Origin of the sequence: Kribbella turkmenica (assembly GCF_004348725.1) — a bacterium.
In the GTDB taxonomy this organism is placed as follows: domain Bacteria; phylum Actinomycetota; class Actinomycetes; order Propionibacteriales; family Kribbellaceae; genus Kribbella; species Kribbella turkmenica.
Genome location: NZ_SMKR01000015.1, coordinates 37,482 through 61,611 on the forward strand (window position 1 = coordinate 37,482; position 24,130 = coordinate 61,611).

Genomic DNA, 24,130 nt, shown 5'->3' on the forward strand with positions numbered 1-24,130 from the left:
GGAGGTGGGGCGGGGAAGGACGCGAGATGGCGTATGTGGTGGTACCGGAGTTGTTCACGGCAACGGAAGTCGAGCGGTTGCGGACCGTGGTCGAGCAGGTGCACGCGGAGGTCGTCGCGGCCGCCGAGTCCGGCGAGACCGACGTGACCGTCTGGCCGGACGGTCACCGGCTGGAGAAGGTGCGCGGGACGACGATCCACTGGGAGCCCGGCCTGACGGGCAAGGCGGTGCGCAGCCTGTCGCCGGTGTCGCAGCTCCACCCGGCGCTGGAGGAGTTGTGGGACGAGCCGCGGCTGACCGGGCCGATGAGTTCGCTGATCGGCGCGCCCGCCGGCCGGTTCGTGGCCAAGCTGAACTTCAAGCGGGCGGGGGTCGGCTCGGAGTTCGCCTGGCACCAGGACTTCCCGTACTGGTACTGCTGCGCCGGGCCGGCCGCGTACGACATCGCGACGGCGATCGTGCTGCTCGACGACAACACCGTCGCGAACGGCGCGATGACGCTGATCCCGGGAAGTCCCGCCGAGGGGCCGGTCCGCCGGGACCCGCAGGACCCGACCGGCCTGCTGGTCGATCCGCGGGCCGTCGACGCCTCCCGCGCGGTGGTGGTGGAGGCGCCGGCCGGATCGGTCCTCATGTTCCCCGGGCTGATGGTGCACCGCTCGGCGCCGAACCGGTCCGCGTCCGACCGTCGCTCCCTGCTGTACTGCTTCCAGCCCGCGGGTCGCCCAGAGTTCTCCGCCCTGACGTACGACCCCGAAAGGCTGGCCGATCTGCCATGACCGAGTCGAAAACCGTGCCGCCCACGTCCGTCGCCGAGTTGACCGCCGCCGTGCTCGGCGGCTCGCTCGGCGTTCCGCCGGCCGAGCTGTCCGTGACGTCCGCCTTCTGGCTGCACCACACGACCAGGCTGCCCGGTGCGGACGTGACCTACCGGAACTACTACGTCCTGCTCCGGGTCGGCGAGGTCTTCGGGGCCAGCTCGTTCGAGGCGGGTGAGCTGGATCCGTCGTACTGCGCCGACACGTCCGGTCGCACGCTGGCCGACGTACTGCGGTCGGGTGCCGCCCTGCCGGTGCGGATCGCGGCGCTGGACGCGTACCTGGCGGCCGTCGAGCCCCATCACGCGTCGCCGCTGGCCGAGGAGATCGTACTTCCCGCCGGGACGCCGGACGTCCGCGCGCGGGCCCGGGACGCGGCCGTCGCCGGGCTGCTGGATGTTGCCGAGGGCACCAAGGTCGCGTTGATCGGCGTGGTCAACCCGCTCGTCGACGCGATCACCGCCCGTGGCGGGACCTGCCTGCCGTGCGACTTCAATCTGCGCGAGACCGCGTCCGGACTGCCGGTCGCCCGGGACATGACCGAGGTCGTCGACGCCGCCGACGCGGTGGTCGCCACCGGGATGACGTTGTCCAACGGGAGTTTCGACGTTCTCCTCAATCGTTGCCGTGAGCAATCGAAACCGCTGGCCGTCTATGCTCAGACCGGAAGCGCCGTGATCCGGTCCTTCCTCGGCACCGGCGTCACCGCCCTCTCCGCCGAACCCTTCCCCTTCTCCCAGTTCAGCTCCCGCCCGAGCAGCCTCTACCGCTACCCGAGGACGGAACCATGAGCACCCCCACCCCGAACCCGGCACCTGCCACCAGCCCTCGTCGTGCGCTCACGCTGGGCGCCGGCTCCCCGCCGACGTCTGTAGCTGTCGTGGAGGTGCCGGGGGACTGGCGGATGGCTCGGCGGCTCTGGCCGTTCCTGCTGGCCTCCGCGGTGAGTCTGATTCCGTTCACGGTGTTCGGGATGTACCTGGTGCCGATCGCGGGGGCCGCGGGCGGGAACGTGGCGGAGATCGGCGGGCTGCGGGGGCTCGGTGGTCTGGCGGCGTTGATCGTCGGATTCTCGCTGGCGCCGTTGATCGACCGGTTGGCGCGGGAACTGGTGGCCGCCGGCGGGCTGGCGTTGCTCGGCATCTCGGCGGCATTAGGCGCCATTGGCAACGTGTTTGCGCTGGCGGCGTTCTGTCTGCTGATCGGTGCGTCGACCTCGATCCTCGCGCCGTCGATCGGTGCCGCCGCGGCCGACCGGTTCGCGACCCCGGCGGCGGCCGGGAGGGCGGCGACGCTGGTGTCCGCGACCACCTCGGCGATGGCGATGCTGGCCGCACCCGTCCTCGCCGTACCGGGAATGCTGTGGGGCTGGCGAGGCAATCTGCTGGCCGCGTCGGTCATCTCCCTGGCATTGTCGGCGGCGTTCTTCTGGCGCGGGCGTGGACGAAAGGCACCGCTGCGCGCCGACGGCGGACAGCGGATGAGCTACCTGGCGACGTACCGCGAGCTGGCCCGGATCCCCGGCGCGGTCCCGCTGCTGGTAATCGCGATGCTGCGGACGGCCGCGTTCATGGGGTACCTGGCCTACCTGGCCGCGTTCTACGACGAGAAGTTCGACCTCGCCCCGGGCTGGTTCGCACTGGTCTGGTCACTCAGCGGTGCGTCGTTCTTCCTCGGCAACCTGCTCGCCGGGCGCTACATCGCGCTGGAGCGTCCGTGGATCGGCCCGGAGAAGATGCTCCTGGTCGGCCTCGCCGTCGCCCTCACCAGTGTCTCCGCGTTCTACTTCTCGCCGAGCCTCCCGCTGACGCTGCTGTTCACCGCGCTGATGGGCGCCGGCCACGCCACGGTCGCCGCCTGCGTGACCACGCTGCTGGTCCGCCGCAGCGGCGACCTCCGCGGTTCGGCGTTGAGCGTCAACGCCGCCGGCATGAGTCTCGGCACCTTCCTGGGCGCCGCGCTCGGCGGTCTCGGGCTCGGCCTCGGTGGATACCCCGGCACCGCCCTGACTTTCGCGTCGATCACCCTGATCGCGGTACTTTTCTCCCTGCGGGTTCGCCGCTGAGGGGTTTATTCTTCCGTTTCATGGACAACCTGCCCGACCGCCCGCACCCGCACGCGCACCTGCGCGCGTCCGACACCGACCGCGACCGCGTGGTCGACGTACTGCGGGATGCGCTGATGTCCGGCCGGTTGACGCAGGACGAGCACGCCGAGCGGCTCGAGCAGACCCTGCAGGCGCGCACCCTGGGGGAGCTCGAGCCGATCACGAAGGACCTCGTCGTCCCGCAGCAGGCGATGCCGGCGACGAGTGCCACGCCCTCGAACAGCCCGGTGCCGATCGAGGAGCCGGCCAACCCGTCGGACAGCTTCGACACCATGTTCGCGATCTTCGGCGGCGGCGAGCGGACCGGCCGCTGGCGGGTCCGGCGGCGGACGAACGCGGTCGCGATCTTCGGCGGGCACGACCTGGACATGACGGACGCGGTGTTCGAGGGCCGCGAGGTGACGATCTGGGCGTTCGCGGTGTTCGGCGGGATCGACCTGACCGTCCCGGACGCGGTCGAGGTCCGCAACCAGGGTGTCGGCATCTTCGGCGGTTTCGCCGCCCGCGGCGGTGACTCACCCGACCCGAACGCGCCGGTGGTCGTCGTCAAGGGACTGGCCCTGTTCGGCGGCGTCGGCGGCCAGGTCTCCTCCAAGCGCCACAAGAAGCGCTTCAAGAACCACGGCGGCCACGGCCACCTGAGCCACTAGTCCGCCGCAATCCGGCCGGTTGACCCATCAGATGTGGGGTTGTGCACCCTGATTCCGGGTGGTCAACCCCCATTCTGGTGGGTCAACCAGCCAAATGGGGCTAGATCCAGGACTTGAACCACATCCGGCTGAGCCAGTCAGGATGCGGGAGGACCTCGTCGGTCAGGATCGGCCAGATGTAGGCGAAGTTCAGCACGACCAGAACGACGAACGCGCCGACGACCGCGCTGCCGATCAGCCGGCGCGGGGTCGCCTGGCCGCGCGCCGTCCGGGCCGGGCCGAGGATCTTGCCGAGCACCAGGGCCAGCGCCATCACCGTGAACGGGACCATCGTGACGGCGTAGAAGAAGAAGATCGGCCGGTCGTCGAACGCGAACCACGGCACCCAGCAGGTCACGTAGCCGACGATCGGGATGCCGAACCGCCAGTCGCGCTGGCCTATCCAGAAGACCAGTGCGGCGATCAGCGCCAGCGCGCCGCCCCACCACAGCAACGGTGTGCCGAGCGCGGAAATCACCGACAGGCAGTTCGTTCCGGCCGGCGCGTCGCAGCCCGCCGTACCCGGCTTGATGTCGTTGACCGCGTCGAACCCGATCGGGCGGGCGATGATCGGCCAGCCGGCCGGGTTGGACGCGTACGGATGGGTGGCGTCCTTGATGTAGTCGCCGGTGTGGAAGGCGAGCACTTCCTCGTGGTAGTGGAGCAGTGACCGGAAGTCGTCCGGAACGACCTTCATCACGCCCTGCGCCGGATTCTTGGACGCGTAGTCATGGGCGTAGGCGTTGTCGTGCAGCAGCCAGCCGGTCCAGGTCGCGGTGTAGGTGACGAGCGCGACCAGGACGATGCTGAGGAACGCCGGGATGCCGTCGACCAGCGCCGACTTCACGAACGCCCGCCGTACGCCGAGCGCGCGCCGGGCGCCGAAGTCCCAGGCGAAGACGAGGATGCCGAACCCGGCGATCACCCAGACCGCGGACCACTTGGTGCCGAGCGCGAGGCCGAAGCAGACCCCGGCCGCGATCCGCCACGGCCGGATCAGCAGCCAGCGGCCGAGCGTACGGCGCTCGCCGTCGGGCGTCGGGGTGTCCAGCGAGTCCGCATGCCGGCGGCGGGTCCAGTCGCGGTCGGCGACCAGGCAGGAGATCGCGGCGACCAGCCAGAACGCCAGGAAGACGTCGAGCAACGCGACCCGGGACATGACGAAGTGCAGGCCGTCGACCGCGAGCAGCAGGCCGGCGACGCAACCGATCAGGGTCGACCGGGTCATCCGCCGTACGGTCCGGATCAGCAGCAGGACGGTCAGCGTGCCGCACAGGGCCGGCATGAACCGCCAGCCGAACGTGTTCATCCCGAACAACTGCTCCCCGGCGGCGATCATCCACTTGCCGACCTCGGGGTGCACGGTCAGGCTCGGGGTGTCCTTGAACACGTCCAGGTTGCCGGCCAGGATCGCCTTGTCCGCGGCGCCCTCGGGCTGGTCGATGAACTGCCGGGCGTAGCCGAATTTCAGCAGGCTGAACGCGTCCTTGGCGTAGTACGTCTCGTCGAAGACGAACTTCACCGGGTCGCCGAGGTTCCAGAACCGCAGGAACCCGGCCAGCGCGGTGATCGCCAGGGTGGCGATCCACCCACCCTCGAAGTCCTTCGGCATCGGCGGGTACAGCCGCTCCTTCAGCGGTGGCAACCGCCTCCCGAGCACGTCCCGCCCGAGCGTGTCCCGCCCCTCGGCAGCGTCCCCACGCCGAGCGGTCCCGTCCTCGATCACAGCAGTCACGCCGCCATGGTACGGACGGGCCGGTCCCACCGCCTCAGGACCGGTGCAGCTCGACAGGAGGTAGTCCCCTCGATGATGGGCTTCAGGCGGGCTTCAGGCGGCGCAAGCGAGCCTGGAGGCAAACACCTCCTGTCGAAATGCACGGGCTTAGACTCTTGGCCGTGACCAACGGGCGGCTGGTGCTGGCGGGGACGCCTATTGGCGATGCCGGGGATGCTTCTCCTCGGTTGGGGCAGGTGCTGGCCGAGGCCGATGTGGTGGCGGCCGAGGACACCCGGCGGTTGCGGCGGCTGACCGGTGCGCTGGGGATCGCGCTGAAGGGGCGGGTGACCAGCTTCTTCGAGGGCAACGAGCGGGAGCGGACCGGCGAGCTGGTCGAGGCGCTGGTCGGGGGCCAGACCGTTGTGGTGGTGACGGACGCGGGGATGCCGAGTGTCTCCGACCCCGGCTACCGGCTGGTGGCCGCCGCGATCGAGGCCGGTGTGGACGTGACGGCCGTACCGGGGCCGTCGGCCGTGCTGACCGCGCTGGCGCTGTCGGGGCTGCCGGTGGACCGGTTCACGTTCGAGGGCTTCCTGCCGCGGAAGCCGGGGGAGCGGGCCCGGCGGCTGGGTGAGCTGGCGGACGAGCCGCGGACGATGGTGTTCTTCGAGGCACCTCACCGGCTGGCCGCCTCCCTCGAGGCGCTGGCCGACGCTTTCGGAGCCGACCGTCGTACGGCGGTCTGCCGCGAGCTCACCAAGACGTACGAGGAGGTCAGGCGGGGTCCGGTCGCGGAGCTGGCCGAGTGGGCCGCGGACGGCGTCCGTGGTGAGATCACCGTCGTCGTGGCGGGTGCGGATCCGGACAAGGTGATGACCCCGGAGGACCTGGCCCGGGAGGTCGCCACCGACGAGGAGGCCGGGACGCCCCGCAAGCAGGCCATCGCGGACGTCGCCAAACGCTTCAACGTGCCCAAACGGACCGTGTACGACGCCGTTCTCGCCGCCCGGGACCCTGGTGAATAGCGCCGGCGGGCCGCACTACCCTTTCCCTATGTCCGAGAAGGCCTATTACGTCACCACCCCGATCTACTACGTCACGGCCCCGCCGCACATCGGCAGCGCCTACACGACGGTGGCCGGGGACGTCCTGACCCGTTGGCACGCCCAGCGCGGCGAGCGGAAGTGGTACCTGACCGGTACCGACGAGCACGGCGAGAAGGTGATGCGCAGCGCCGAGGCGCAGGGCATGTCCCCGCAGGCCTGGACGGACAAGCTGGTCGAGGAGTCCTGGAAGCCGGCGTGGGTGGACGTCGACATCGCGTACGACGACTTCATCCGGACCACCGAGCAGCGGCACACCGAGCGGGTCCGCGAGTTCTGGCAGCGGCTGTACGACAAGGGTGACGTCTACCAGGGCGAGTACGAGGGCCTGTACTGCGTCGGCTGCGAGGAGTTCAAGCTCCCCACGGACATCCGGGTCGACGAGGACGGCACCCAGCGCTGCATGATCCACGGCACCGAGCTGGAGACGGTGTCCGAGACCAACTACTTCTTCCGGCTCTCGGCGTACGCCGACAGGCTGCTGGAGCTGTACGAGTCGCAGCCGGACTTCGTCGCCCCGGCGAGTGCCCGCAACGAGGTGATCGCGTTCGTCAAGCAGGGCCTGCAGGACCTGTCGATCACCCGGTCGACCTTCGACTGGGGCATCCCGGTCCCGTGGGACGAGGACCACGTCCTCTACGTCTGGATCGACGCCCTGCTGAACTACGTGACCGCGGCCGGCTACGGCACCGACCCTGACCGGTTCGAGCAGCTCTGGCCGGTCGACGTCCATTTGGTCGGCAAGGACATCCTCCGGTTCCACGCCGTGATCTGGCCGGCGATGCTGATGGCCGCCGAACTCGCGGTCCCGCGGCAGGTGTTCGCGCACGGCTGGCTGCTGGTCGGCGGCGAGAAGATGAGCAAGTCCAAGCTGACCGCGATCGCGCCGCACGAGATCACCGACCACTTCGGCTCGGACGCGTTCCGGTACTACTTCCTGCGCACGATCCAGTTCGGCTCGGACGGATCGTTCTCGTGGGAGCACCTGAGCGCGGTCTACACCTCGGAGCTCGCCAACGGCCTGGGCAACCTGGCCAGCCGGATCGCGGCGATGGTCGGCAAGTACTTCGACGGCGCGCTGCCGGAGCCGACCGACCACGGCCCGGCCGAGCAGGCACTGGCGGACAAGCTCGCCCAGACCGTGGCGACCGCGGACCAGGCGATCGAGACGCTCGCGTTCCACGACGCGCTGGCCGCGACCAACGACCTGGTCGGCGCGATCAACGGCTACGTGACCGAGCAGGAGCCGTGGAAGGTCGCGAAGGACGAGTCCAGGCGGGACCGGCTGGCCACCATCCTGTACTCGGCGGCCGAGGCGTTGCGGGCGGTCGCCGTACTGCACAACCCGACGATGCCGAAGACGTCGGCGAAGCTCTGGACGCTGCTCGGCGCCGAGGGCAAGCTCGGGTCCTTGAAGGACCAGCGAGTCCAGGACGCCGGCACCTGGGGCCAGCTCCCACCCGGCGCCACCCTGACCAAGGGCGACCCACTCTTCCCACGCCTCGCCGAGGCGGACTGATCAGACCCTGACCGGCTCGGGCGCAGTACGGCGCCGGGACCGGACGGCGGCGCGGACGGCGACAGCGGGATTCACCAGCACCGATGGCTCGGCGGCGCGCATCGAGAACATCGCGAGCCTCCGCGCGATGGCGTCGTCGTGGACGGCGGCCGTGCGGATGGCGCGCTGGATCGCGTTCGGTGGGGCGGCCAGTGCGTCCGTGCGACCGATGTCGTCCCACTTGTCGATGAACCGGTGTGCCCGGCGGTAGGTGCGCAGGGCAGCGCTGAGGCTTCCACCGGTCGCGAGCGCTTCGGCAGTCGCGTCCACCAGCCAGGCCGCGCTTCGGAACGCCCAGCCGCAGCCGACCGCCGGCACCGGATCGGACGCGGTCGCGGCGTCACCGATCAGCGCGAGACCGGGACGGGGCACCGGATCCCGCCGTACGCACGGATAGTCGGTGGTGCCGACGAGGTTCGACACCCGTCGCGCCCCGGCGAGCGTCGGGCCGTCGGGCAACCGGTCCACGAAGCGGCGGAAGGCCTGCTCGCGGTTGTCGGCGAACTCCTTAAGCCGGGCTTTGGCCGGGAACACGCCCACCTGCGTCAACCCGTCGTCGACCCGGATGCAGACCGCGATATCGGGATCGAGCAGCCAGACCTGGCCGTCACCGGGACCGTTCGGTTGCGCGCCCTCGTAGTACGCCCAGAACAGGAAGCGCTGGTTGGGCGCCAGGTCCTCGGGCACGCCGGCCAGCCCGGCCACGGCCGACCGATGGCCGTCCGCGCCCACGATCAGCCTGCCGCGCAAGGTGAGCCGTTCGCGGTCGGGCGTGACGGCGACGACTCCGTCGACGGGTCCGGCGGGATCCGCGACGAGATCCACGACCCGGTGTCCCAGCAGGAGGTCGACCCCGGGGGTGTTGCCGGCGATCTCGCGCAGCAGCGGGTCCAGCTTGCTTCTCCGCAGGCTGATGGCCGGAGGAACACCCTGGTTCGGCCGGGGGACGATCCAGCCGGCTTCCGACCACACCCCGAGTCCGCGCGAGACGGCCGCCCCATTCGCCAGCATCGGCTGCCACAGCTCGAGCCGTTGCAACGTATCGTGCGTGCCGCCGAGGATGAAGTGTCCGCACAGTGTCTTGTGTGACTGTGGGTTACCGTGTCGTTCCAGCAGGGCCACTCGCAGGCCTGCGCGGCCATAGGCCGTCGCGGCGGTGCAGCCCGCGATACTGGCACCCACGATGATCACGTCGTACGTCATGTCCGCCCTCCCTGTCGTTTCCGGACATCCCCGACGATGCGGGTGGCGGGCAGGGACGGACATCGGTAGCGGATACCCAAAGAGCGGTCCCGATACCTAGCATCGAACTGTGATCGACGCTTCCACGATCCTCGAGGAGCGCGACGGGGAACTCGCGTCGCTCACCTCGTGGTGGGCGGAGACAGTTGCCGGAGACGGGCGACTGGTGCTCGTCGGCGGTGATGCGGGCGCCGGCAAGACCGCTCTCGTCAGTGCCTTCCGGGGTGGTCTCGGCGATGTCCAGGCCTGCTGGGGGGCGGCCGAGCCGCTCGCCACGCCGATTCCGCTGGGTCCGCTCCGCGACATCGCGGGCGACCTGGCTCTCGACCTGGCCGCGGTCCTGACCGGCGACGAGGATCCGGTGGAACTGCGCCGCCGGCTGCTCGGCGAACTGGCCGCGCGCGGACCGGTGCTCGTCGTGGTGGAGGACGCGCACTGGGCGGACGAGGCGACGCTCGACGTACTGCGCTATCTCGCCCGCCGACTCGAGCACTCTGCGGTGATGGTCCTGGTCACGTACCGGCAGGACGAAGTCGGCCCGCGGCATCCGCTGCGGGTGCTCGCCGGCGATCTCGCGACGCTCCCGGTCGTACGGCGCCTGACCGTACCGCCGCTGACCAGGGACGCGGTCGCCCGGCTGGCCGCCGGTAGCGATGTCGACCCCGGCGAGTTGCACCGGCGCACCGGGGGCAACGCGTTCTTCGTCACCCAGGTCATCGCGGACGGACAGCTGGCCGTCCCGGCGACCGTCCGCGATGCGGTGCTGGCGAGGGCGGCGAGACTGCAGCCGGCCGCGCGGGATGCGCTGGACGCCGTCGCCTGCCTCCGCACCCGCGTCGCTCCGGCGATGGTGGCGGCGGTGTCGGGTCGTCCGGCGACCGAACTCGACGAGTGCCTGGACCGTGGACTGCTGACCTCCGCCGACGGTGCGGTGTTCTTCCGGCACGAGCTCGCCCGGGTCGCCGTCGAGGAGTCGATCACCCCGAGTCGCGCCGCGGTGTTCCATCAACGCGCGCTCGCCGTACTGCGGTCTCGGCCACCGGGCGAGGTCGAACCCGCTCGTCTTGCCGGACACGCCGTACTGGCCGGTGACGCGGCGGCGGTGCTCGAGTTCGCCAGAGCCGCCGCCGAGCAGGCCGCTGTCATGGGCGCTCATCGCCAGGCGGTGATGCATTTCCGCCGCGCGATCGAGGTCTGCGGGCAGGCGCCGTCGCGCCTTCGAGCAGAGCTTCTCGAAGGCCTGGCCCAGGAATGTCACCTCGCTGATGAGCTGGAGAACGCGCTCGCGGCGTGGCGGGACGCGGTCGCCGCCTGGCGGCACGTCGGTGACAGCCGTCGCCAAGGTGGCGCTCTGGTCGGTCTCGCGATCACCGCGGCCTTGGGCGCCCGGTGGATTCCGATCGCCCAAGCTGCGTGCGACGACGCGCTGGAACTGCTCGGCGGACAGCCGGGACCGGAGCAGGCACTCGCTTGCGCCGTGCAGGCAAAGCTCCGTGCGATGGCGTTCCGCCCCACCGAGGCGATCGCCTGGAGTGAGCGGATCGTTCCCGCCGGCGGTCCAGCCGTACAGCCTGTCGTCCACGCGATGTCCTTGCTGTCGGTCGGTGTGGGTCGTGCCGTCGGCGGCGAGTTGGCCGGCCTCAGGCTGATCGACGACAGCATTCGCCTGTCGCAGCAGGCCGGCGCGTACAACGAGGCGGCGCTGGGGTACTTCTGGCTCCAGCTCATCTGTGTCACCCGGCGCTGGTACCAGCAGGCCGAACGGTCGTACAAGGAAGGCATCGCGTTCACCGAGGAGCACGGCCAGGAAGTTTGGCGCCAGTGGTTGCGTGCGTTCCACGCCCGGGCCCTGCTCGACCAGGGCTGCTGGGAGCAGGCCGAGGCGATGGCTGCCGACGTACTGCGATCGGCGAGTGTGGACGACGGTCGCAAGCTGGTGAGCATGGTCGTGCTCGGCCGTCTCCGCGTCCGCCGAGGGGATCCCGAACCGCACCGGTTGCTCGAGCAGGCCCGGGCGGCGATGCGGTCCGCTGAACCGGTTGTCGGCTGGATCGTCGGGACCGCGCCGGCGCTGGCCGAAGCCGGCGTTTACGCCGGTGACCCCGACCGGGTCCGCTCGGTTGTGTCTCCGGTGCTGATCGGCGCAGAGCAGGCGCGCGAGCCTTGGCTCGTCGGCGAGTTGGCCTACTGGTCGTCACGGGCGGACGGGCCGATGACTCCACCGCCCGAAGCCGCCGAGCCGTACCGCCTGCAGATCGCAGGTGAATGGACGAAGGCGGCGCAGGCCTGGCAGGAACTCGGCTGCCCGTACGAAGCGGCCGTCGCACTCGCCGACGCCTCCGAGGAGTGGGCTCTTCGTGAGGCCCTTGCGGGGTTCGACCGGCTCGGTGCCACTCCGATGCGAGACCTCACGGCACACCGCCTTCGCCGGGCGGGTGCGCGCGACATCCCCAGGCGGTCGACTCGGACGTCACCCGAAGGGTTGAGCGCCCGTGAGCTGGAGGTGCTCACCTTGCTGTCAGACGGGCTGCGGAACGCCGAGATCGCACAGACGCTGTTTCTGTCGACTCGGACAGTCGAACATCACGTCGCCGCGGTACTGCGCAAGCTGGGAATGCCGAACCGCACCGAGGCGGCCCGCTACGCCAGAAGGCATGGCGTCACCGGCTGAAGCCACCTGAACCGTCGGCCAGTCACGCCACGGCGGCCCGGTGGGCGTGTCCGTGATGCGCCGGCGCCGGGCCGGGAGGCCGAGCATCGATTGGCGACGCCCCAGGCCGCGCTCTTGCAGACGAGTTCCTTGTACACGGCGGCCTTGCGGCCGCGGAGCGAGAAGCTCAGCGTCCGGTCGTCCACCAGGCCCAGTACGGCGAGGATGGCACTGATCCGGGACTTCCTGGTCATCGGCTGCTCCTTCGGTCGGCGGGAACGACTCGGAACTTAAGTCCGGCCGGGGCCGCTCAGGACATCGCCGTACCTGCTGACTTGCTGCACTATTCGGCTGCACAAACCCGGCCACGCTTCTACAGTCGGCAGATGACCAGCATCTTGTCCGCCGTGGCCTGGCCGTACGCGAACGGGCCCAGGCACATCGGCCACGTGTCCGGCTTCGGCGTTCCTTCCGACGTGTTCAGCCGGTATCTGCGGATGGCTGGCCACGACGTGCTGATGGTGTCCGGGACGGACGAGCACGGGACGCCGATCCTCGTGCAGGCCGAGCAGGAGGGGGTGTCGCCGCGGGAGCTCGCGGATCGGTACAACCGGGTGATCGTCGAGGACCTGCAGGGACTGGGACTGTCGTACGACCTGTTCACCCGGACGACGACGCGCAACCACTACGCGGTCGCGCAGGAGTTGTTCAGAACCGTTCACCGCAACGGGTATCTCGTCCCCAGAGCGACGATGGGTGCGATCTCCCCGTCGACCGGGCGCACCCTGCCGGACCGCTACATCGAGGGCACCTGCCCGATCTGCCGGTACCACGCCGCGCGCGGCGACCAGTGTGACAACTGCGGCAACCAGCTGGATGCGATCGACCTGCGCTACCCGCGCAGCCGGATCAACGGTGAGACACCGGTCTTCGTCGAGACCGAGCACTTCTTCCTCGACCTCCCGGCCCTGGCCGACGCGCTCGGGTCCTGGTTGCAGACCCGTACCGGCTGGCGGCCGAACGTGCTCAAGTTCGCCCTCAACCTGCTGGACGAGGTCCGGCCCCGGGCGATGACCCGCGACATCGACTGGGGGATCCCGGTCCCGCTGCCAGGGTGGGAGGACAACCCGAACAAGCGGTTGTACGTCTGGTTCGACGCCGTCATCGGTTACCTGTCCGCGAGTGTCGAGTGGGCCCGCCGGACAGGTGACCCGGACGCCTGGCGCCGGTGGTGGTGCGACCCGGAGGCACTGTCGTACTACTTCATGGGCAAGGACAACATCACCTTCCACGCACAGATCTGGCCGGCCGAACTCCTCGGCTACAACCACTCACCCGGCGAGTACGGCGCCCTGAACCTGCCGACCGAGGTGGTCAGCAGCGAGTTCCTCACCATGGAGGGCCGGAAGTTCTCGTCGTCCCGTTCGGTGGTGATCTACGTCCGCGACGTGCTGGAACGCTACGGCCCGGACGCCCTGCGGTACTTCATCTCCGTGGCCGGACCGGAGACCCAGGACACCGACTTCACCTGGGCGGAGTTCGTCCGCCGGAACAACGACGAGCTGGTCAGCACCTGGGGCAACCTGGTGAACCGGACCGCCTCGATGATTGCGAAGAACTTCGGCGCGATCCCTGCGGCCGGGCAGCTCACCACAACCGACCAGGAACTGCTTGCCGCGAGCAAGGAGGCGTTCGGCACCGTCGGTGATTACCTCCGGCACCAGCGGCTCAAGCGTGCGATCGACGCCGCGATGCACAACGCGGCCGAGGCGAACCAGTACCTCTCCCAGCAGGCGCCGTGGAAGGAGTCCGACCCGGAACGCAAGGCGACGATCCTGCACGTCGCCGCGCAGGTGGTGGCCGACAGCAATCGTCTCCTCGCGCCGTTCCTGCCGCACTCCGCCGAACGCGTGCACCAGGCCCTCGGCGGCACCGGGACGTTCCTGCCGCAACCCGGGATCCGGGAGGTGGACGACCTCGACGGCGGCCCGGCCTACCCGGTCATCACCGGCGACTACTCCACCCAACCGCGCTGGGCGCAGGAGCCCGTCGTCCCCGGGACGCCGGTGCGTCCGCCGACGCCGATTTTCACCAAGCTCGCCCCGGAAGTGGTCGACGAGGAGCTCGCGCGGCTCGGCTGACGCGTTCCCACGAACCGCAGGCGGACACCGGTCCGGACGTCCGGCGGAGAGGATTCGAGGACGATGGCGAACTTCGTGGCCACGGCGGGGACCGATATCGCGGAGGAGGAGGCGGCGCACTCGCGCGGCCTGGAGGAGCCGCTCGTCGCGAAGGTCGAGGAAGCCGCCGAGGCGCAGTCAGTAACCTAGGCCGTATGTCTGCTGACGGTGTGGAGGTCGACCGGCCGACCCGCGAGCGGGCCGCGATCGGGGAGGACGGCCGCTCGCGGGACCGGTCGCGCCCAGCGGTGCCCGACCCGCTGCCGATGAGTGTGGTCGACGCGCACTGCCACCTCGACATCGCCGACGGCGAGGACGGTGCCTGGCTGAGCCCCGCCGACGCGATCAAGCTGGCGTCGTCGGTCGGCGTCACCCGGATCGTCCAGGTCGGCTGTGACCTGCCCGGCGCGGTCTGGGCGGTCGAGGCCGCGGAGCGGCACAGGGGTCTGGTCGCGGGCGTCGCGCTGCACCCGAACGAGGCACCCAAGCTGAAGGCGGCCGGCGAGCTGGACAGTGCGCTCGCCGAGATCGAGCAGCTCGCGAAAAGCTCGGGCAAGGTCCGCGTGATCGGCGAGACCGGGCTGGACTACTTCCGCACCGGTGAGGACGGCCGGGCCGCCCAGCACGAGTCGTTCGCCGCGCACATCGACCTGGCGAAGCGGCTCGACAAGACCCTGATGATCCACGACCGGGACGCGCACGACGACATCCTCCGGATCCTCGACCGGGAAGGGGTTCCGGACCGGCTGGTGATGCACTGCTTCTCCGGCGACACCGAGTTCGCCCGCGAGTGCGTGAACCGCGGCGCGTACCTGAGCTTCGCCGGCGTGGTGACCTTCAAGAACGCCCAGTCGTTGCGGGACGCGCTGGCCGTGACCCCGCTCGACCGCGTACTGGTCGAGACGGACGCGCCGTACCTGACGCCCTCGCCGCACCGCGGGCAGCCGAACGCGTCGTACCTGGTCCCGCACACGGTCCGGAAGATGGCGGGCGTGCTGAACATCTCGGTCGCGGAGCTGTGCGACGCGCTGAACACGAACGCGGACAGGGCCTTCGGCGGCAGCTGGTAGACAGGCCTCATGGAGTTCAGTGAGGTGGTCCGGCGGCGCCGGATGGTGCGTAACTACGACCCCGATCGCCCCGTGCCGGCCGACGTCCGGGAACGCATCCTGGAGAACGGGCTGCACGCGCCGTCGGGTGGGTTCAGCCAGGGCTGGGCGTTCCTCACGCTGGAGGGCGACGACCGGGAGCGGTACTGGGCAATCGCGGGCGCCGAGGTCGACGAGAAGTATGTGGAATGGATCACAGGACTCCGGCGCGCGCCGTTGCTGATCCTGGCCTTCGCGCACAAGGACGCATACCTCGATCGCTACACCGAGCCGGACAAGGGCTGGACCGACCGCGACGAGTCCCGGTGGACGGCGCCGTACTGGTACGTCGACACCGGGATGGCTGTGCTGCTGATGCTGCAGACGGTCGTCGACGAAGGCCTGGGAGCCTGCTTTTTCGGGCCTCCCGCCGACAAGGTCGGCAAGCTCAACCAGGAGTTCGGGGTGCCCGCGGGGTTCGACCTGATCGGCCTGCTGTCGGTCGGCTACCGGGCCCCGGACAAGCGGTCGCCGTCGCTGCGGCGAGGCCGCCGCGGGATGGCGGACGTCGTACATCGGGGGCACTGGGGCCGTCACGACGTGTGATCGTCCCATTACACCTTCCGGCGACCTGTCGACGAGAGGATTGGCGCATCCGGAACTTCTTCGTTACTGTCTCGTGATGTTGGCCGGGATCGGGGAAGGTTCCGGACAGCACGCCCCTCGGCGTGAACCGTGCCAATCCTCCGGACCGGAGGGCCGGACCTTACCCGGCATACGCGGCCCGCGCCTGTGCTGTCCAAACCCCGTGCCCGGGTAGCCCTACCTGGGAGCGTTAGTGCGTAAGTCCATCATCGCGGCTGTCGCAGCGACGGCCGCGTTCGCCGTCGCCGGCGGCTCCGTGGCCTATGCCAGCAAGAGCAAGACAGTCAGCCTTTCCGTCGACGGCCAGGTGCAGAAGGTGCACACCTTCGGCTCCACCGTGGCGGACGCCCTGGAAGACGAGAAGATCCAGGTCGGTGAGCACGACGTCGTGGCACCGGGCCTGGACGCGAAGTTGAAGGACGGCCAGGAGATCGCGGTGCAGTACGGTCGCCAGCTGACCGTCAACTCCGACGGCACCAAGAGGACCTTCTGGACCACGGCCGACAGCGTGAACGAGGCGCTGGCCGACCTGGGCCTGCGGTACGACACCGCGGCCGTCTTCTCCACCAGCCGGAGCGCGCCGATCGGCCGCGAGGGACTGGAGCTCGTCGTCAAGACACCGAAGACCGTGCAGATCGTGCGGCAGGGGAAGGTCGCGACCGTGAAGTCGATGGCCGGGACCGTCGGTGAGGCGTTGACCGCGGCGAAGATCGTCTGGGACAAGGACGACCGGATCAGCCCGGCGCCGGCCACCGCGCTCAAGCCCGGGGTCAACAAGATCGGCTACGTGAAGGTCGACCTGAAGAAGGTCACCAAGACCGAGGCGATCGCGTTCGGCACCGACGAGACCACGTCGGACGCCCTGCTCGAGGGGACGAAGAAGATCACTGCGGCGGGCAAGGCCGGTGCGAAGTCGATCACGTACCTCTACACCTACCTGGACGGCAAGCTGTCGGCCACCAAGGTGGTCACGAGCAAGGTCGTCAGTGCGCCGGTGGACGCGAAGGTCACCGTCGGCACCAAGCCGAAGCCGGAGGAGCCGACCACCGACACCGAGCCGCCGATCGGCGACACCAGCGTGTGGGACCGGATCGCCGAGTGCGAGTCGGGCGGAAACTGGTCGATCAACACCGGCAACGGGTACTACGGCGGTCTGCAGTTCAGCCACCAGACCTGGGTCGCGTACGGCGGCGACGCCTACGCGGAGAACGCCCACCTGGCGAGCAAGGCGCAGCAGATCGCGATCGCCGAGAAGGTTCGCGCGGCGCGTGGCGGCTACGGCGACTGGCCGGTCTGCGGCAAGCGGGCCTGAGCCTGACACACTGACGAGGTGACCTCGTCTGATTCATCCACATCGGCCGGACCGAGACTTCTCGGTCCGGCCGATGTGCGTTCACTGGCCGCGACGCTCGGGGTCCGCCCGACCAAGCAGCGCGGCCAGAACTTCGTCATCGACCCGAACACGGTCCGCCGCATCGTCCGCGCGGCCGCGCTCGACGAGGCCGGGGAGACGGTGCTGGAGGTCGGACCCGGACTGGGGTCGCTGACGCTGGCGCTGCTCGCCGGGGGACACCGGGTCACGGCGGTCGAGATCGACCCCCTGCTCGCGTCCGCGCTGCCGTCGACGATCGCGTCGTACGCGCCGGGGCAGGCCGATCGACTGACCGTGGTCGAGGCGGACGCGATGGACGTGGGTCCTGCCGAGATCGGTGCTCCGAGCGCATGTGTCGCCAACCTGCCGTACAACGTCGCCGTACCGGTGCTGCTGCATCTGCTCGAGGTGTCCGGCTCGCTGCGGCACGGGCTGGTGATGGTGCAGTCCGAGGTCGCCGACCGGCTTGCGGCCGGGCCCGGTTCGCGCACGTACGGCGTACCGTCCGCGAAGGCGGCCTGGTACGCCGAGGTCCGCCGCGCCGGGCCGATCGGGCGGAACGTGTTCTGGCCGGCGCCGAACGTCGACTCCGGCCTGGTCGCGTTCGAGCGCCGGGAACCGCCTTCCACGTCAGCGAGTCGGGAAGAGGTCTTCGCCGTCATCGAGGCCGCGTTCTCGCAGCGGCGCAAGACGATCCGGTCCGCGCTGGCACGCTGGCTGCCGGACCGCGACCGGCTCGACGAGGTCTTCCGCCGGACAGGGGTCGACGCCCGGTTGCGCGGCGAGATGCTCGGCATCACCGAGTTCGCCGCGCTCGCCGGCGCGGCGCGGACTGTCTGAGGCACCTGGGGCATGCCCTAGCCTGTGCGAGTGCCACCTTCTGCTGAGGTCACGGTGCGGTCGCCGGCCAAGATCAATCTCGCTCTGTCGGTCGGTCCGCCGCGCCCGGACGGTTTCCATCCCGTCGCCACGGTATACCAGGCCGTTGCCCTGTACGACGATGTCACCGCGGTCGTGCGGGACGACGACGCCACGATCTCGGTCGAGGTGGCCGGCGACTTCGCGGCCGACGTACCGGCGGACGCGACGAACCTGGCGGTACGGGCGGCGCAACTGCTGCAGGCCGAGTACGACGTGGAGGAAGGCGTCGCGCTGACCATCCGGAAGACCATCCCGGTCGCGGGGGGGATGGCGGGCGGTTCCACTGACGCGGCAGCGACTCTGGTGGCGTGCAACCGGTTGTGGGGACTGCAGCTGTCGCAGACCGAGTTGCAGCACCTCGCGGGGGAACTCGGCAGCGACGTGCCGTTCTGCCTCGTCGGCCACACCGCGCTCGGCCGCGGCCGGGGCGAGCAGGTCACCGAGGTGATGTCGCGCGGGACGTTCCACTGGGTGTTCGCGATCGCCGAAGGCGGCCTGTCCACCCCCGCGGTGTACGGCGAACTGGACCGCCTCCGCCCGCTCCGCCGGGTCGAGGCACCGCAGGTCCGGCCGGAACTGCTGTCCGCGCTGCTGTCCGGCCGGGCGGACGCCCTCGCGGTTGCTCTCAGCAACGACCTCCAGGCGGCCGCGCTGTCCCTGCGCCCCGAGCTGGGCGACACCCTCCAGTTCGGCCTCGACCAGGGCGCCCTGGCCGCCCAGATCTCCGGCTCGGGCCCCACCTGCCTGTTCCTCGCCGCCGACAGCCGCAGTGCCGTCGACCTCGCCGTCGAGCTCGCCGAGTCCGGTCTCTGCCGCATGGTTCGCCAGGCCGAAGGCCCGGTCCCCGGGGCCCGAGTCCTCCCCGCCACCGTCAACCGCTGAGCGAATCCGGGGGCGGTGGGCCCAAGGAGGGGTCGACTTCCTCGATGGTTGAGGTGCCGGTGGCGCCGTCGAGGCGGTGGTAGTGCTCGGTGAGGGTGAGGGTGCCGTCGGGGGTCCACGACGGGACGCTGGTGAGCTTCCCGGCGGTGGCGGTGCCGTCGGTGGCGAGCTGGCAGTAGGTGGCAGTGATCGTGCCGGTGTCGTCGCAGGTGCCGACCAGACGGCCGAAGTACAGGCGGCCGCCGCCGAACTCGGCCCAGATCAGCTTGCCGTTCTGGTGGTAGCGCCCGGTGGGCGCGTCCGGCGGGTTGCCGACGGGTCGGAAGACCCGGCCGTCGTAGTTCGGGACGTCCATGTCACCTCCCCGTGAGGACCGACAGCAGTAGCTCCGCCTCCGGCGTACTCGCCGCGAGCCCGGTCAGCAGCGACCTGACCGCGAGCGCCGGATCGAACCCGCGCGGACGCAACGCCGCCGCGCCCCGGCGGAGCTCGGCCTCCGCCAGTACGGCGGGCAGCGTGGAACGCCGCGCGCCGTCGAGCAGCGGACGGACATACGCCTCGAACTCCCGGTACGCCGACAACGTGAAGTCACTCGGATAGCGGTCCGGCCGGTCCCAGGCCAGGTAGAGCCGGACGATGTCGACGTCCTCGTCGTGCAGGAAGTCGTTCGCCCAGATCGCGTGGTCCCGGCTGGTCGAGAACTTCTCCCCGTCGAGCGTGTAGAACTCGTTCACCTGCGCCCCGCCGATCGCCTCCGGCGGCACCCCGCAGGCCAGGTAGACGGCCGGCCAGAACAGCGCGAAGTAGAAGCCGTTGTCGATTCCGTTGAAGTGCCACAGCGACCCGACCTCGGACCACGCCTGCGACGTCTCCTCCAGTCCGAGCGCTCCCGGCCGGATCGACTGCGCGACGCCGCACACGGTTGACACGCCGACCTCGGCGTACACCTCCAGCCGGAGTCCTTCGTGCGGTCCGGTCCCGGCGAGACCCCAGTTGGTCGGATACGCGATCGGTACGTCGGGGAGTCGCCGCTCGAGGTAGTGCGTGACGAGCCTGCGCGCGCGATCCGGCAGCTCGGCGCGCAACCAGATCTCGATCAGCTCCTGCCGGTAGTCCTCCATCGCCAGCACCGGCACCTTCGCCAGGAACGGTCGCGGCTCGCCGCCGCAGCGGTTGCAGCGCGGGTGGACCAGGTTCTCGGCCGCGGTGTAGCCGCCGCAGCCCTCGCAGCCGCCACCGGCCGCGTCCGATCCGCACCAGGCGCAGACGCCGACGACGTACGACTGGTGCAAGGTGCGGCCACAGTCGCGGCAGGCCAGCAACGTCGTTCGGCGCAGGGGAAACCGGCCGGCCTCGGTCAGGTCGGCGGCCAGGGTGGTGACGCCGTGCCGGTACGCCTCGCTCTGCGGGTCGAGAAAGACGTCGTACCGGATTCTGGCGGCATCCAGTGCGTTGACGATCTCGTCCCGGTACACGGCGGCCAGCTTGTCGACGTCGACGCCCTCGTTCTCGGCGCGGGTCAGCACCCAGTTCTGGTGGACGTCGAAGCCGGCGGTCGTCACCACCCGTTCGCCGCGCGCACGCGCCGCCCGGGCCGCGATGTCCGCGGCCAGGTAGGGACCCGACAGGTGCCCCACGTGCAACGGCCCGTTCGCTGTGGCGGGAGGGACGATCACAACGGTCAGACCAGCGGGCACGGGCATCGAGGCTCCTACTGTGGGCGGCGGTACGGCTCCCGGCCGGTAACTCGCCTCACCGGGCCGGTCACAGCCCGCGACATTACTCCTCTCGCCGCTTGCCCACCAGCCTGAAAACCCTTGTTCTCAAGGGTTTCCCGGACCGGTGGGCGAAGCGAGCGTTTGACTACGAGGTGCGGAAGAAGCAGCAGCTCGCGGTCGCTCCGGTGGCGATGTTGACGATGCCGCCGTCGAGCTCCTGCGATCCGCGCACCCAGAAACCGCCCAGCCCCTGACTCACCAGGAACGCGCCCCAGGTGAGCAGCCACTCCTCCTCACCGTCGTCGGTCAGGAAGGTCTCCGGCACCGGCCGGACCCGCCGTTGCAGCACCCACGGTTTGTCCATGGCCTCGTCCAGCCGGGCCGCCCAGGTCTGCGGGTCGCTCCGCCAGCCGAGCAGTACGCCGTCCCCGCCGTGCAGCGAGGTCGGCTTGAGCACCAGCTCCTCGCGGGCGGCGACGGCGTACTCCAGCAGGTCGGTCTTCCGGCCGTCGACCGTCACCGGGCCGCGGCGGACCATCCGGGTCCAGGGCAGGATCCGGTCGAGCGCGGCCAACTCGTCGGGGGAGTAGCGGTCCCGGTAGGCCTCGTCGGACAGCAGCGCGAGGCAGCCCTTGCTCCCGTACAGCTCGGCGTCGAGCGGGGTGAAGATCGCGACGTGGCCGCGCTCGGACGCCTGCAGCACCGGATCGAGCATCGCGACCGCACCCGGCTTCAGCAGGTCCTCGATCATGAACAGCCGGAAGACGATGTCGATCGGCCGGTCGCCCAGCCAGACCCGGTCGTCCTTGTACTCCAGCGCGTCCACCGGGCAGGGAAGCGCGTCGATCCCCATCGGCGTCAGCATCGCGCCGATCTTGTGCAGCTGGCGTTCGAGGTCCGGGTAGCTGTCGGGGAAGTCGGCGATCGCCATCGTCGGCCGGACGCCGGTCGGCACCTTGGCCTCGGTCAGGATCGTCCTGACGACCTCCTCCATCGTCTCGGTGTAGTCCAGTCGGTGCCGCTCGACGAAGTCCGCGATGAACGGCAGTTCGAGCATCGCCTTGTTCAGAATCGGATTGTCGACACCGCCGGCGGTGCTGCCCATGTTGATCTCGAGCAGGTGGAACCCGTCGCCGTCCTTGTACATGTCCGCCCGGGCGAACCGGCTCGGCGCCGTACCGCGGCCCCGGACGACGGCGGCGGCCTGCTCCTCGGTCAGCCCGACCGCCAGCGCGAACGCGGCGAGATCGCCGCCGAACAAGCGCTCGGGGATGCGGGTCAGAGCCGAGTGCAGCAGGTCGAGGTCGCTTGCGAGCCGGTGGTACTCCTCGGCCTCCAGGAAGGCGGGCCGGCTGAGACAGCGGCCCATGTACCCGGTGGCGTCCAGTTGAGGTGCGACGGCCGCGAGGATCGCGCTCGGCTTCGGGCCTCGGGTGGTGGCGGCGGCGAGAAAATCGTCCGTCAATGACATGAGAACTCCTTGTCCTCCCCAGTGACCGCCCCAGATGTCCCGGTCCGCGAAGTTTGCCCGGGACCCGGGCGGCCGTGGGCGCAGGCTAATCGCCGGTGATCGGCCGCTGAAAGGGCTCATCGAAAATCGGTCGCGGGCAATCCGGGGCAGCGTTACCATCCAAGCGTTTGCCCATGTCATTGGCTGATGGACGGAGACCGGGATGCGCCGCGCGGTGATCGACCTCGACACGACCGATCGCTTCGACGCATTCGCGAGGACTCTTGAACTCTCTGACGATGGGCATTGTGGCGCATGTCGACGCCGGTAAGACCAGCCTGACCGAGCGGCTGCTGCACGCCGCCGGCGTGATCGACCGGGTCGGCCGGGTCGACGACGGGAACACCCAGACCGACTCGATGGACCTCGAACGCCGCCGCGGGATCACCATCCGCTCGGCGGTGGTCTCGTTCGAGCTGGACGACCTGACCGTCAATCTGATCGACACCCCCGGGCACTCCGACTTCATCGCCGAGGTGGAACGCGCGCTGTCCGTGCTGGACGGTGCCGTGCTGGTGATCTCCGCGGTCGAGGGCGTCCAGGTCCAGACCCGGTTGCTGATGCGGACGCTGCAGCGCCTGCGGATCCCGACCCTGCTGTTCGTGAACAAGATCGACCGGCTGGGCGCCCGCTACGACGACCTGCTGGCCGACATCGGGCGGTTGCTGACCCCGGCGTACGTGCCGATGGGGTCGGTGGCCGGGCTCGGCAGCCGGGCGGCGCGCTTCACGCCGTTCCCGCCCGGCGGCCAGGAGCTGGGCGAATTGCTTGCCGAGAACAACGATGAGTTCCTGGCGCGCTATCTGGACGACGCGTTGGTGCCCGCGGACTACGTTGCCGAGCTGCGGCGGCAGGCCGGCACGGCGCAGGTTCACCCGGTGTACTTCGGCTCCGCGATGACCGGGATCGGTGTCGCGGAGTTGATCTCGGGGATCCGTTCCTGGCTGCCGCGCGCCGAGGGAGCTGCCGCGGATCCCCTGCGGGCAAGGGTTTTCAAGGTGGAGCGAGGTGCGGCCGGCCAGAAGATCGCGTCCGCTCGGGTGTTCGCCGGGTCGCTGCCGGCGCGGTCGTACGTCGACGTGCACCCGTCGGCGGGCCCGTCGTACCAGGCCCGTCCGAGCGCCGTCGAGCTCTTCTCCCGCGGGTCCCGGCAGAGTGTGGATCACGCCGAAGCCGGTCAGATCGTCGCGTTGCGGGGCTTGAAGGACATCCGGATCGGTGACCAGCTTGGTGTTCGCGTCGACGGCGTCGGGCAGTTGTTCGCGCCGCCGACGCTCGAGACGGTCGTCAGCGCACGAGACCGGGTCAAGCTGTTCCAGGCGCTGACGCAGCTCGCCGAGCAGGACCCGCTGATCCGGGTCCGCAAGGCCGACGACCTCACGGTCAGCCTGTACGGCGAGGTCCAGAAGGAAGTCGTCGCGTCGCTGCTGGAGAGCGAGTACGGCCTGGCCGTCGACTTCAGCGAGACCAGCCCGATCCATGTCGAGCGGCTGAACGGCGTCGGTACGGCGTACCGGGAAATGGGTGCCCCTGACAACCCGTGGACGGCGACCGTCGGCTTCCGCGTCTCGCCGTCCGATTCCGGCGTCGACTACAGCATCGAGTCCGAGCTCGGGGCCCTTCCACGCGCCTTCCACACCGCGATCGAGGAAACCGTCCGCTTGACCTTGCAGCAGGGCCTCTACGGCTGGGAGATCCCGGACGTCCAGGTGGCGGTCACCCACACCGGTTACGACTCCGCGACGACCGTCGCCGCCGACTTCCGCCGCCTCGTCCCCCTGGTCCTCATGCAAGCGCTGGCCAACGCCGGCACCACCGTCCACGAACCCGTCCACCACTTCGAGCTCGACGTACCCGCGGACTCCCTCGCCCGGGTCCTCTCCCTGCTGGCCGAATCCCGAGCCGTCGTCGGGGCAGCCACCCTCCTCCC

Annotated in this window: 21 protein-coding genes; 15 read left to right on the forward strand and 6 right to left on the reverse strand. The window is 70.1% G+C overall.

The window, feature by feature from the left end:
* The first annotated feature begins 26 nt into the window (after positions 1 to 26).
* From E1218_RS05535 to E1218_RS05550, 4 genes are read left to right on the forward strand one after another with little or no spacing between them, the layout of a single operon-like run.
* The gene (locus E1218_RS05535) at positions 27 to 779 is read left to right on the forward strand and encodes a phytanoyl-CoA dioxygenase family protein (protein WP_132316892.1); all 753 of its coding nucleotides are present in this window, start codon (positions 27 to 29) and stop codon (positions 777 to 779) included.
* Positions 776 to 1,609 carry a Rossmann-like domain-containing protein gene (locus E1218_RS05540; protein ID WP_132316894.1) on the forward strand — a complete coding sequence of 278 codons (834 nt, stop codon included), beginning with the start codon at positions 776 to 778 and terminating at the stop codon, positions 1,607 to 1,609. The genes E1218_RS05535 and E1218_RS05540 overlap by 4 nt, the downstream gene beginning before the upstream one ends.
* Positions 1,606 to 2,883, forward strand: a complete 1,278-nt coding sequence (locus tag E1218_RS05545; RefSeq protein WP_233712025.1) for an MFS transporter — start codon at positions 1,606 to 1,608, stop codon at positions 2,881 to 2,883. The genes E1218_RS05540 and E1218_RS05545 overlap by 4 nt, the downstream gene beginning before the upstream one ends.
* 20 nt (positions 2,884 to 2,903) lie before the next feature.
* On the forward strand, positions 2,904 to 3,575 hold the full coding sequence (locus E1218_RS05550) for a DUF1707 SHOCT-like domain-containing protein (protein ID WP_132316896.1): 672 nt from the start codon (positions 2,904 to 2,906) through the stop codon (positions 3,573 to 3,575).
* A gap of 100 nt (positions 3,576 to 3,675) precedes the next feature.
* Here the strand turns inward: E1218_RS05550 and E1218_RS05555 are convergent, their stop codons facing one another.
* Positions 3,676 to 5,226, reverse strand: a complete 1,551-nt coding sequence (locus tag E1218_RS05555; RefSeq protein WP_165949138.1) for a dolichyl-phosphate-mannose--protein mannosyltransferase — start codon at positions 5,224 to 5,226, stop codon at positions 3,676 to 3,678.
* A gap of 284 nt (positions 5,227 to 5,510) precedes the next feature.
* Here E1218_RS05555 and rsmI point away from each other — a divergent pair, with 284 nt between their 5' ends.
* Both rsmI and metG (E1218_RS05565) read left to right on the forward strand, forming a co-directional pair.
* Positions 5,511 to 6,356, forward strand: a complete 846-nt coding sequence (gene rsmI, locus E1218_RS05560; RefSeq protein ID WP_456073190.1) for a 16S rRNA (cytidine(1402)-2'-O)-methyltransferase — start codon at positions 5,511 to 5,513, stop codon at positions 6,354 to 6,356.
* A gap of 28 nt (positions 6,357 to 6,384) precedes the next feature.
* Entirely contained in the window at positions 6,385 to 7,953 is a 1,569-nt protein-coding gene (gene metG, locus E1218_RS05565) for a methionine--tRNA ligase (protein ID WP_132316902.1), read from the forward strand.
* On the opposite strand, the gene E1218_RS05570 is transcribed toward metG (E1218_RS05565), so the two are convergent.
* Positions 7,954 to 9,195, reverse strand: a complete 1,242-nt coding sequence (locus tag E1218_RS05570) for an NAD(P)/FAD-dependent oxidoreductase (protein WP_165949137.1) — start codon at positions 9,193 to 9,195, stop codon at positions 7,954 to 7,956.
* 109 nt (positions 9,196 to 9,304) lie between these two features.
* Here E1218_RS05570 and E1218_RS05575 point away from each other — a divergent pair, with 109 nt between their 5' ends.
* Positions 9,305 to 11,905, forward strand: coding sequence for an ATP-binding protein (locus tag E1218_RS05575; RefSeq protein WP_132316906.1), 2,601 nt, complete (start codon positions 9,305 to 9,307; stop codon positions 11,903 to 11,905).
* Here E1218_RS05575 and E1218_RS05580 read toward each other — a convergent pair.
* Positions 11,875 to 12,138, reverse strand: coding sequence for a hypothetical protein (locus E1218_RS05580; RefSeq protein WP_132316908.1), 264 nt, complete (start codon positions 12,136 to 12,138; stop codon positions 11,875 to 11,877). The two genes, E1218_RS05575 and E1218_RS05580, sit on opposite strands and share 31 nt — an antisense overlap.
* A 132-nt stretch (positions 12,139 to 12,270) precedes the next feature.
* Between E1218_RS05580 and metG (E1218_RS05585) the strand changes: the two genes are divergently transcribed.
* From metG (E1218_RS05585) to E1218_RS05610, 7 genes are all read left to right on the forward strand, one after another.
* Entirely contained in the window at positions 12,271 to 14,025 is a 1,755-nt protein-coding gene (metG, locus tag E1218_RS05585) for a methionine--tRNA ligase (protein ID WP_132316910.1), read from the forward strand.
* Positions 14,026 to 14,088: 63 nt separating this feature from the next.
* Positions 14,089 to 14,214, forward strand: a complete 126-nt coding sequence (locus tag E1218_RS37715; protein WP_267900274.1) for a hypothetical protein — start codon at positions 14,089 to 14,091, stop codon at positions 14,212 to 14,214.
* Positions 14,215 to 14,219: 5 nt separating this feature from the next.
* A complete protein-coding gene (locus E1218_RS05590; RefSeq protein ID WP_132316912.1) occupies positions 14,220 to 15,134 on the forward strand; it encodes a TatD family hydrolase in 915 nt (304 codons plus the stop codon).
* A 9-nt stretch (positions 15,135 to 15,143) separates the two neighbouring features.
* On the forward strand, positions 15,144 to 15,758 hold the full coding sequence (locus E1218_RS05595) for a nitroreductase family protein (protein ID WP_132316914.1): 615 nt from the start codon (positions 15,144 to 15,146) through the stop codon (positions 15,756 to 15,758).
* A 232-nt stretch (positions 15,759 to 15,990) separates the two neighbouring features.
* On the forward strand, positions 15,991 to 17,109 hold the full coding sequence (locus E1218_RS37035; RefSeq protein WP_132316916.1) for a resuscitation-promoting factor: 1,119 nt from the start codon (positions 15,991 to 15,993) through the stop codon (positions 17,107 to 17,109).
* A 75-nt stretch (positions 17,110 to 17,184) separates the two neighbouring features.
* A complete protein-coding gene (gene rsmA, locus E1218_RS05605) occupies positions 17,185 to 18,009 on the forward strand; it encodes a 16S rRNA (adenine(1518)-N(6)/adenine(1519)-N(6))-dimethyltransferase RsmA (protein ID WP_233712026.1) in 825 nt (274 codons plus the stop codon).
* A gap of 24 nt (positions 18,010 to 18,033) precedes the next feature.
* On the forward strand, positions 18,034 to 18,972 hold the full coding sequence (locus E1218_RS05610) for a 4-(cytidine 5'-diphospho)-2-C-methyl-D-erythritol kinase (RefSeq protein ID WP_132316920.1): 939 nt from the start codon (positions 18,034 to 18,036) through the stop codon (positions 18,970 to 18,972).
* Here the strand turns inward: E1218_RS05610 and E1218_RS05615 are convergent.
* The 3 genes from E1218_RS05615 to E1218_RS05625 all read right to left on the reverse strand — a co-directional run bounded on the left by E1218_RS05615 (position 18,962) and on the right by E1218_RS05625 (position 22,161).
* The gene (locus E1218_RS05615) at positions 18,962 to 19,327 is read right to left on the reverse strand and encodes a hypothetical protein (protein ID WP_132316922.1); all 366 of its coding nucleotides are present in this window, start codon (positions 19,325 to 19,327) and stop codon (positions 18,962 to 18,964) included. The two genes, E1218_RS05610 and E1218_RS05615, sit on opposite strands and share 11 nt — an antisense overlap.
* A 1-nt stretch (position 19,328) precedes the next feature.
* Positions 19,329 to 20,675: a class I tRNA ligase family protein gene (locus E1218_RS05620; RefSeq protein ID WP_132316924.1), complete on the reverse strand. Its 1,347-nt coding sequence runs from the start codon at positions 20,673 to 20,675 to the stop codon at positions 19,329 to 19,331.
* Between the two features lie 160 nt (positions 20,676 to 20,835).
* A complete protein-coding gene (locus E1218_RS05625; RefSeq protein ID WP_132316926.1) occupies positions 20,836 to 22,161 on the reverse strand; it encodes a glutathionylspermidine synthase family protein in 1,326 nt (441 codons plus the stop codon).
* Positions 22,162 to 22,439: 278 nt separating this feature from the next.
* Here E1218_RS05625 and E1218_RS05630 point away from each other — a divergent pair.
* The coding region (locus E1218_RS05630; protein WP_132316928.1) for an elongation factor G at positions 22,440 to 24,130 on the forward strand (1,691 nt) is incomplete at its 3' end.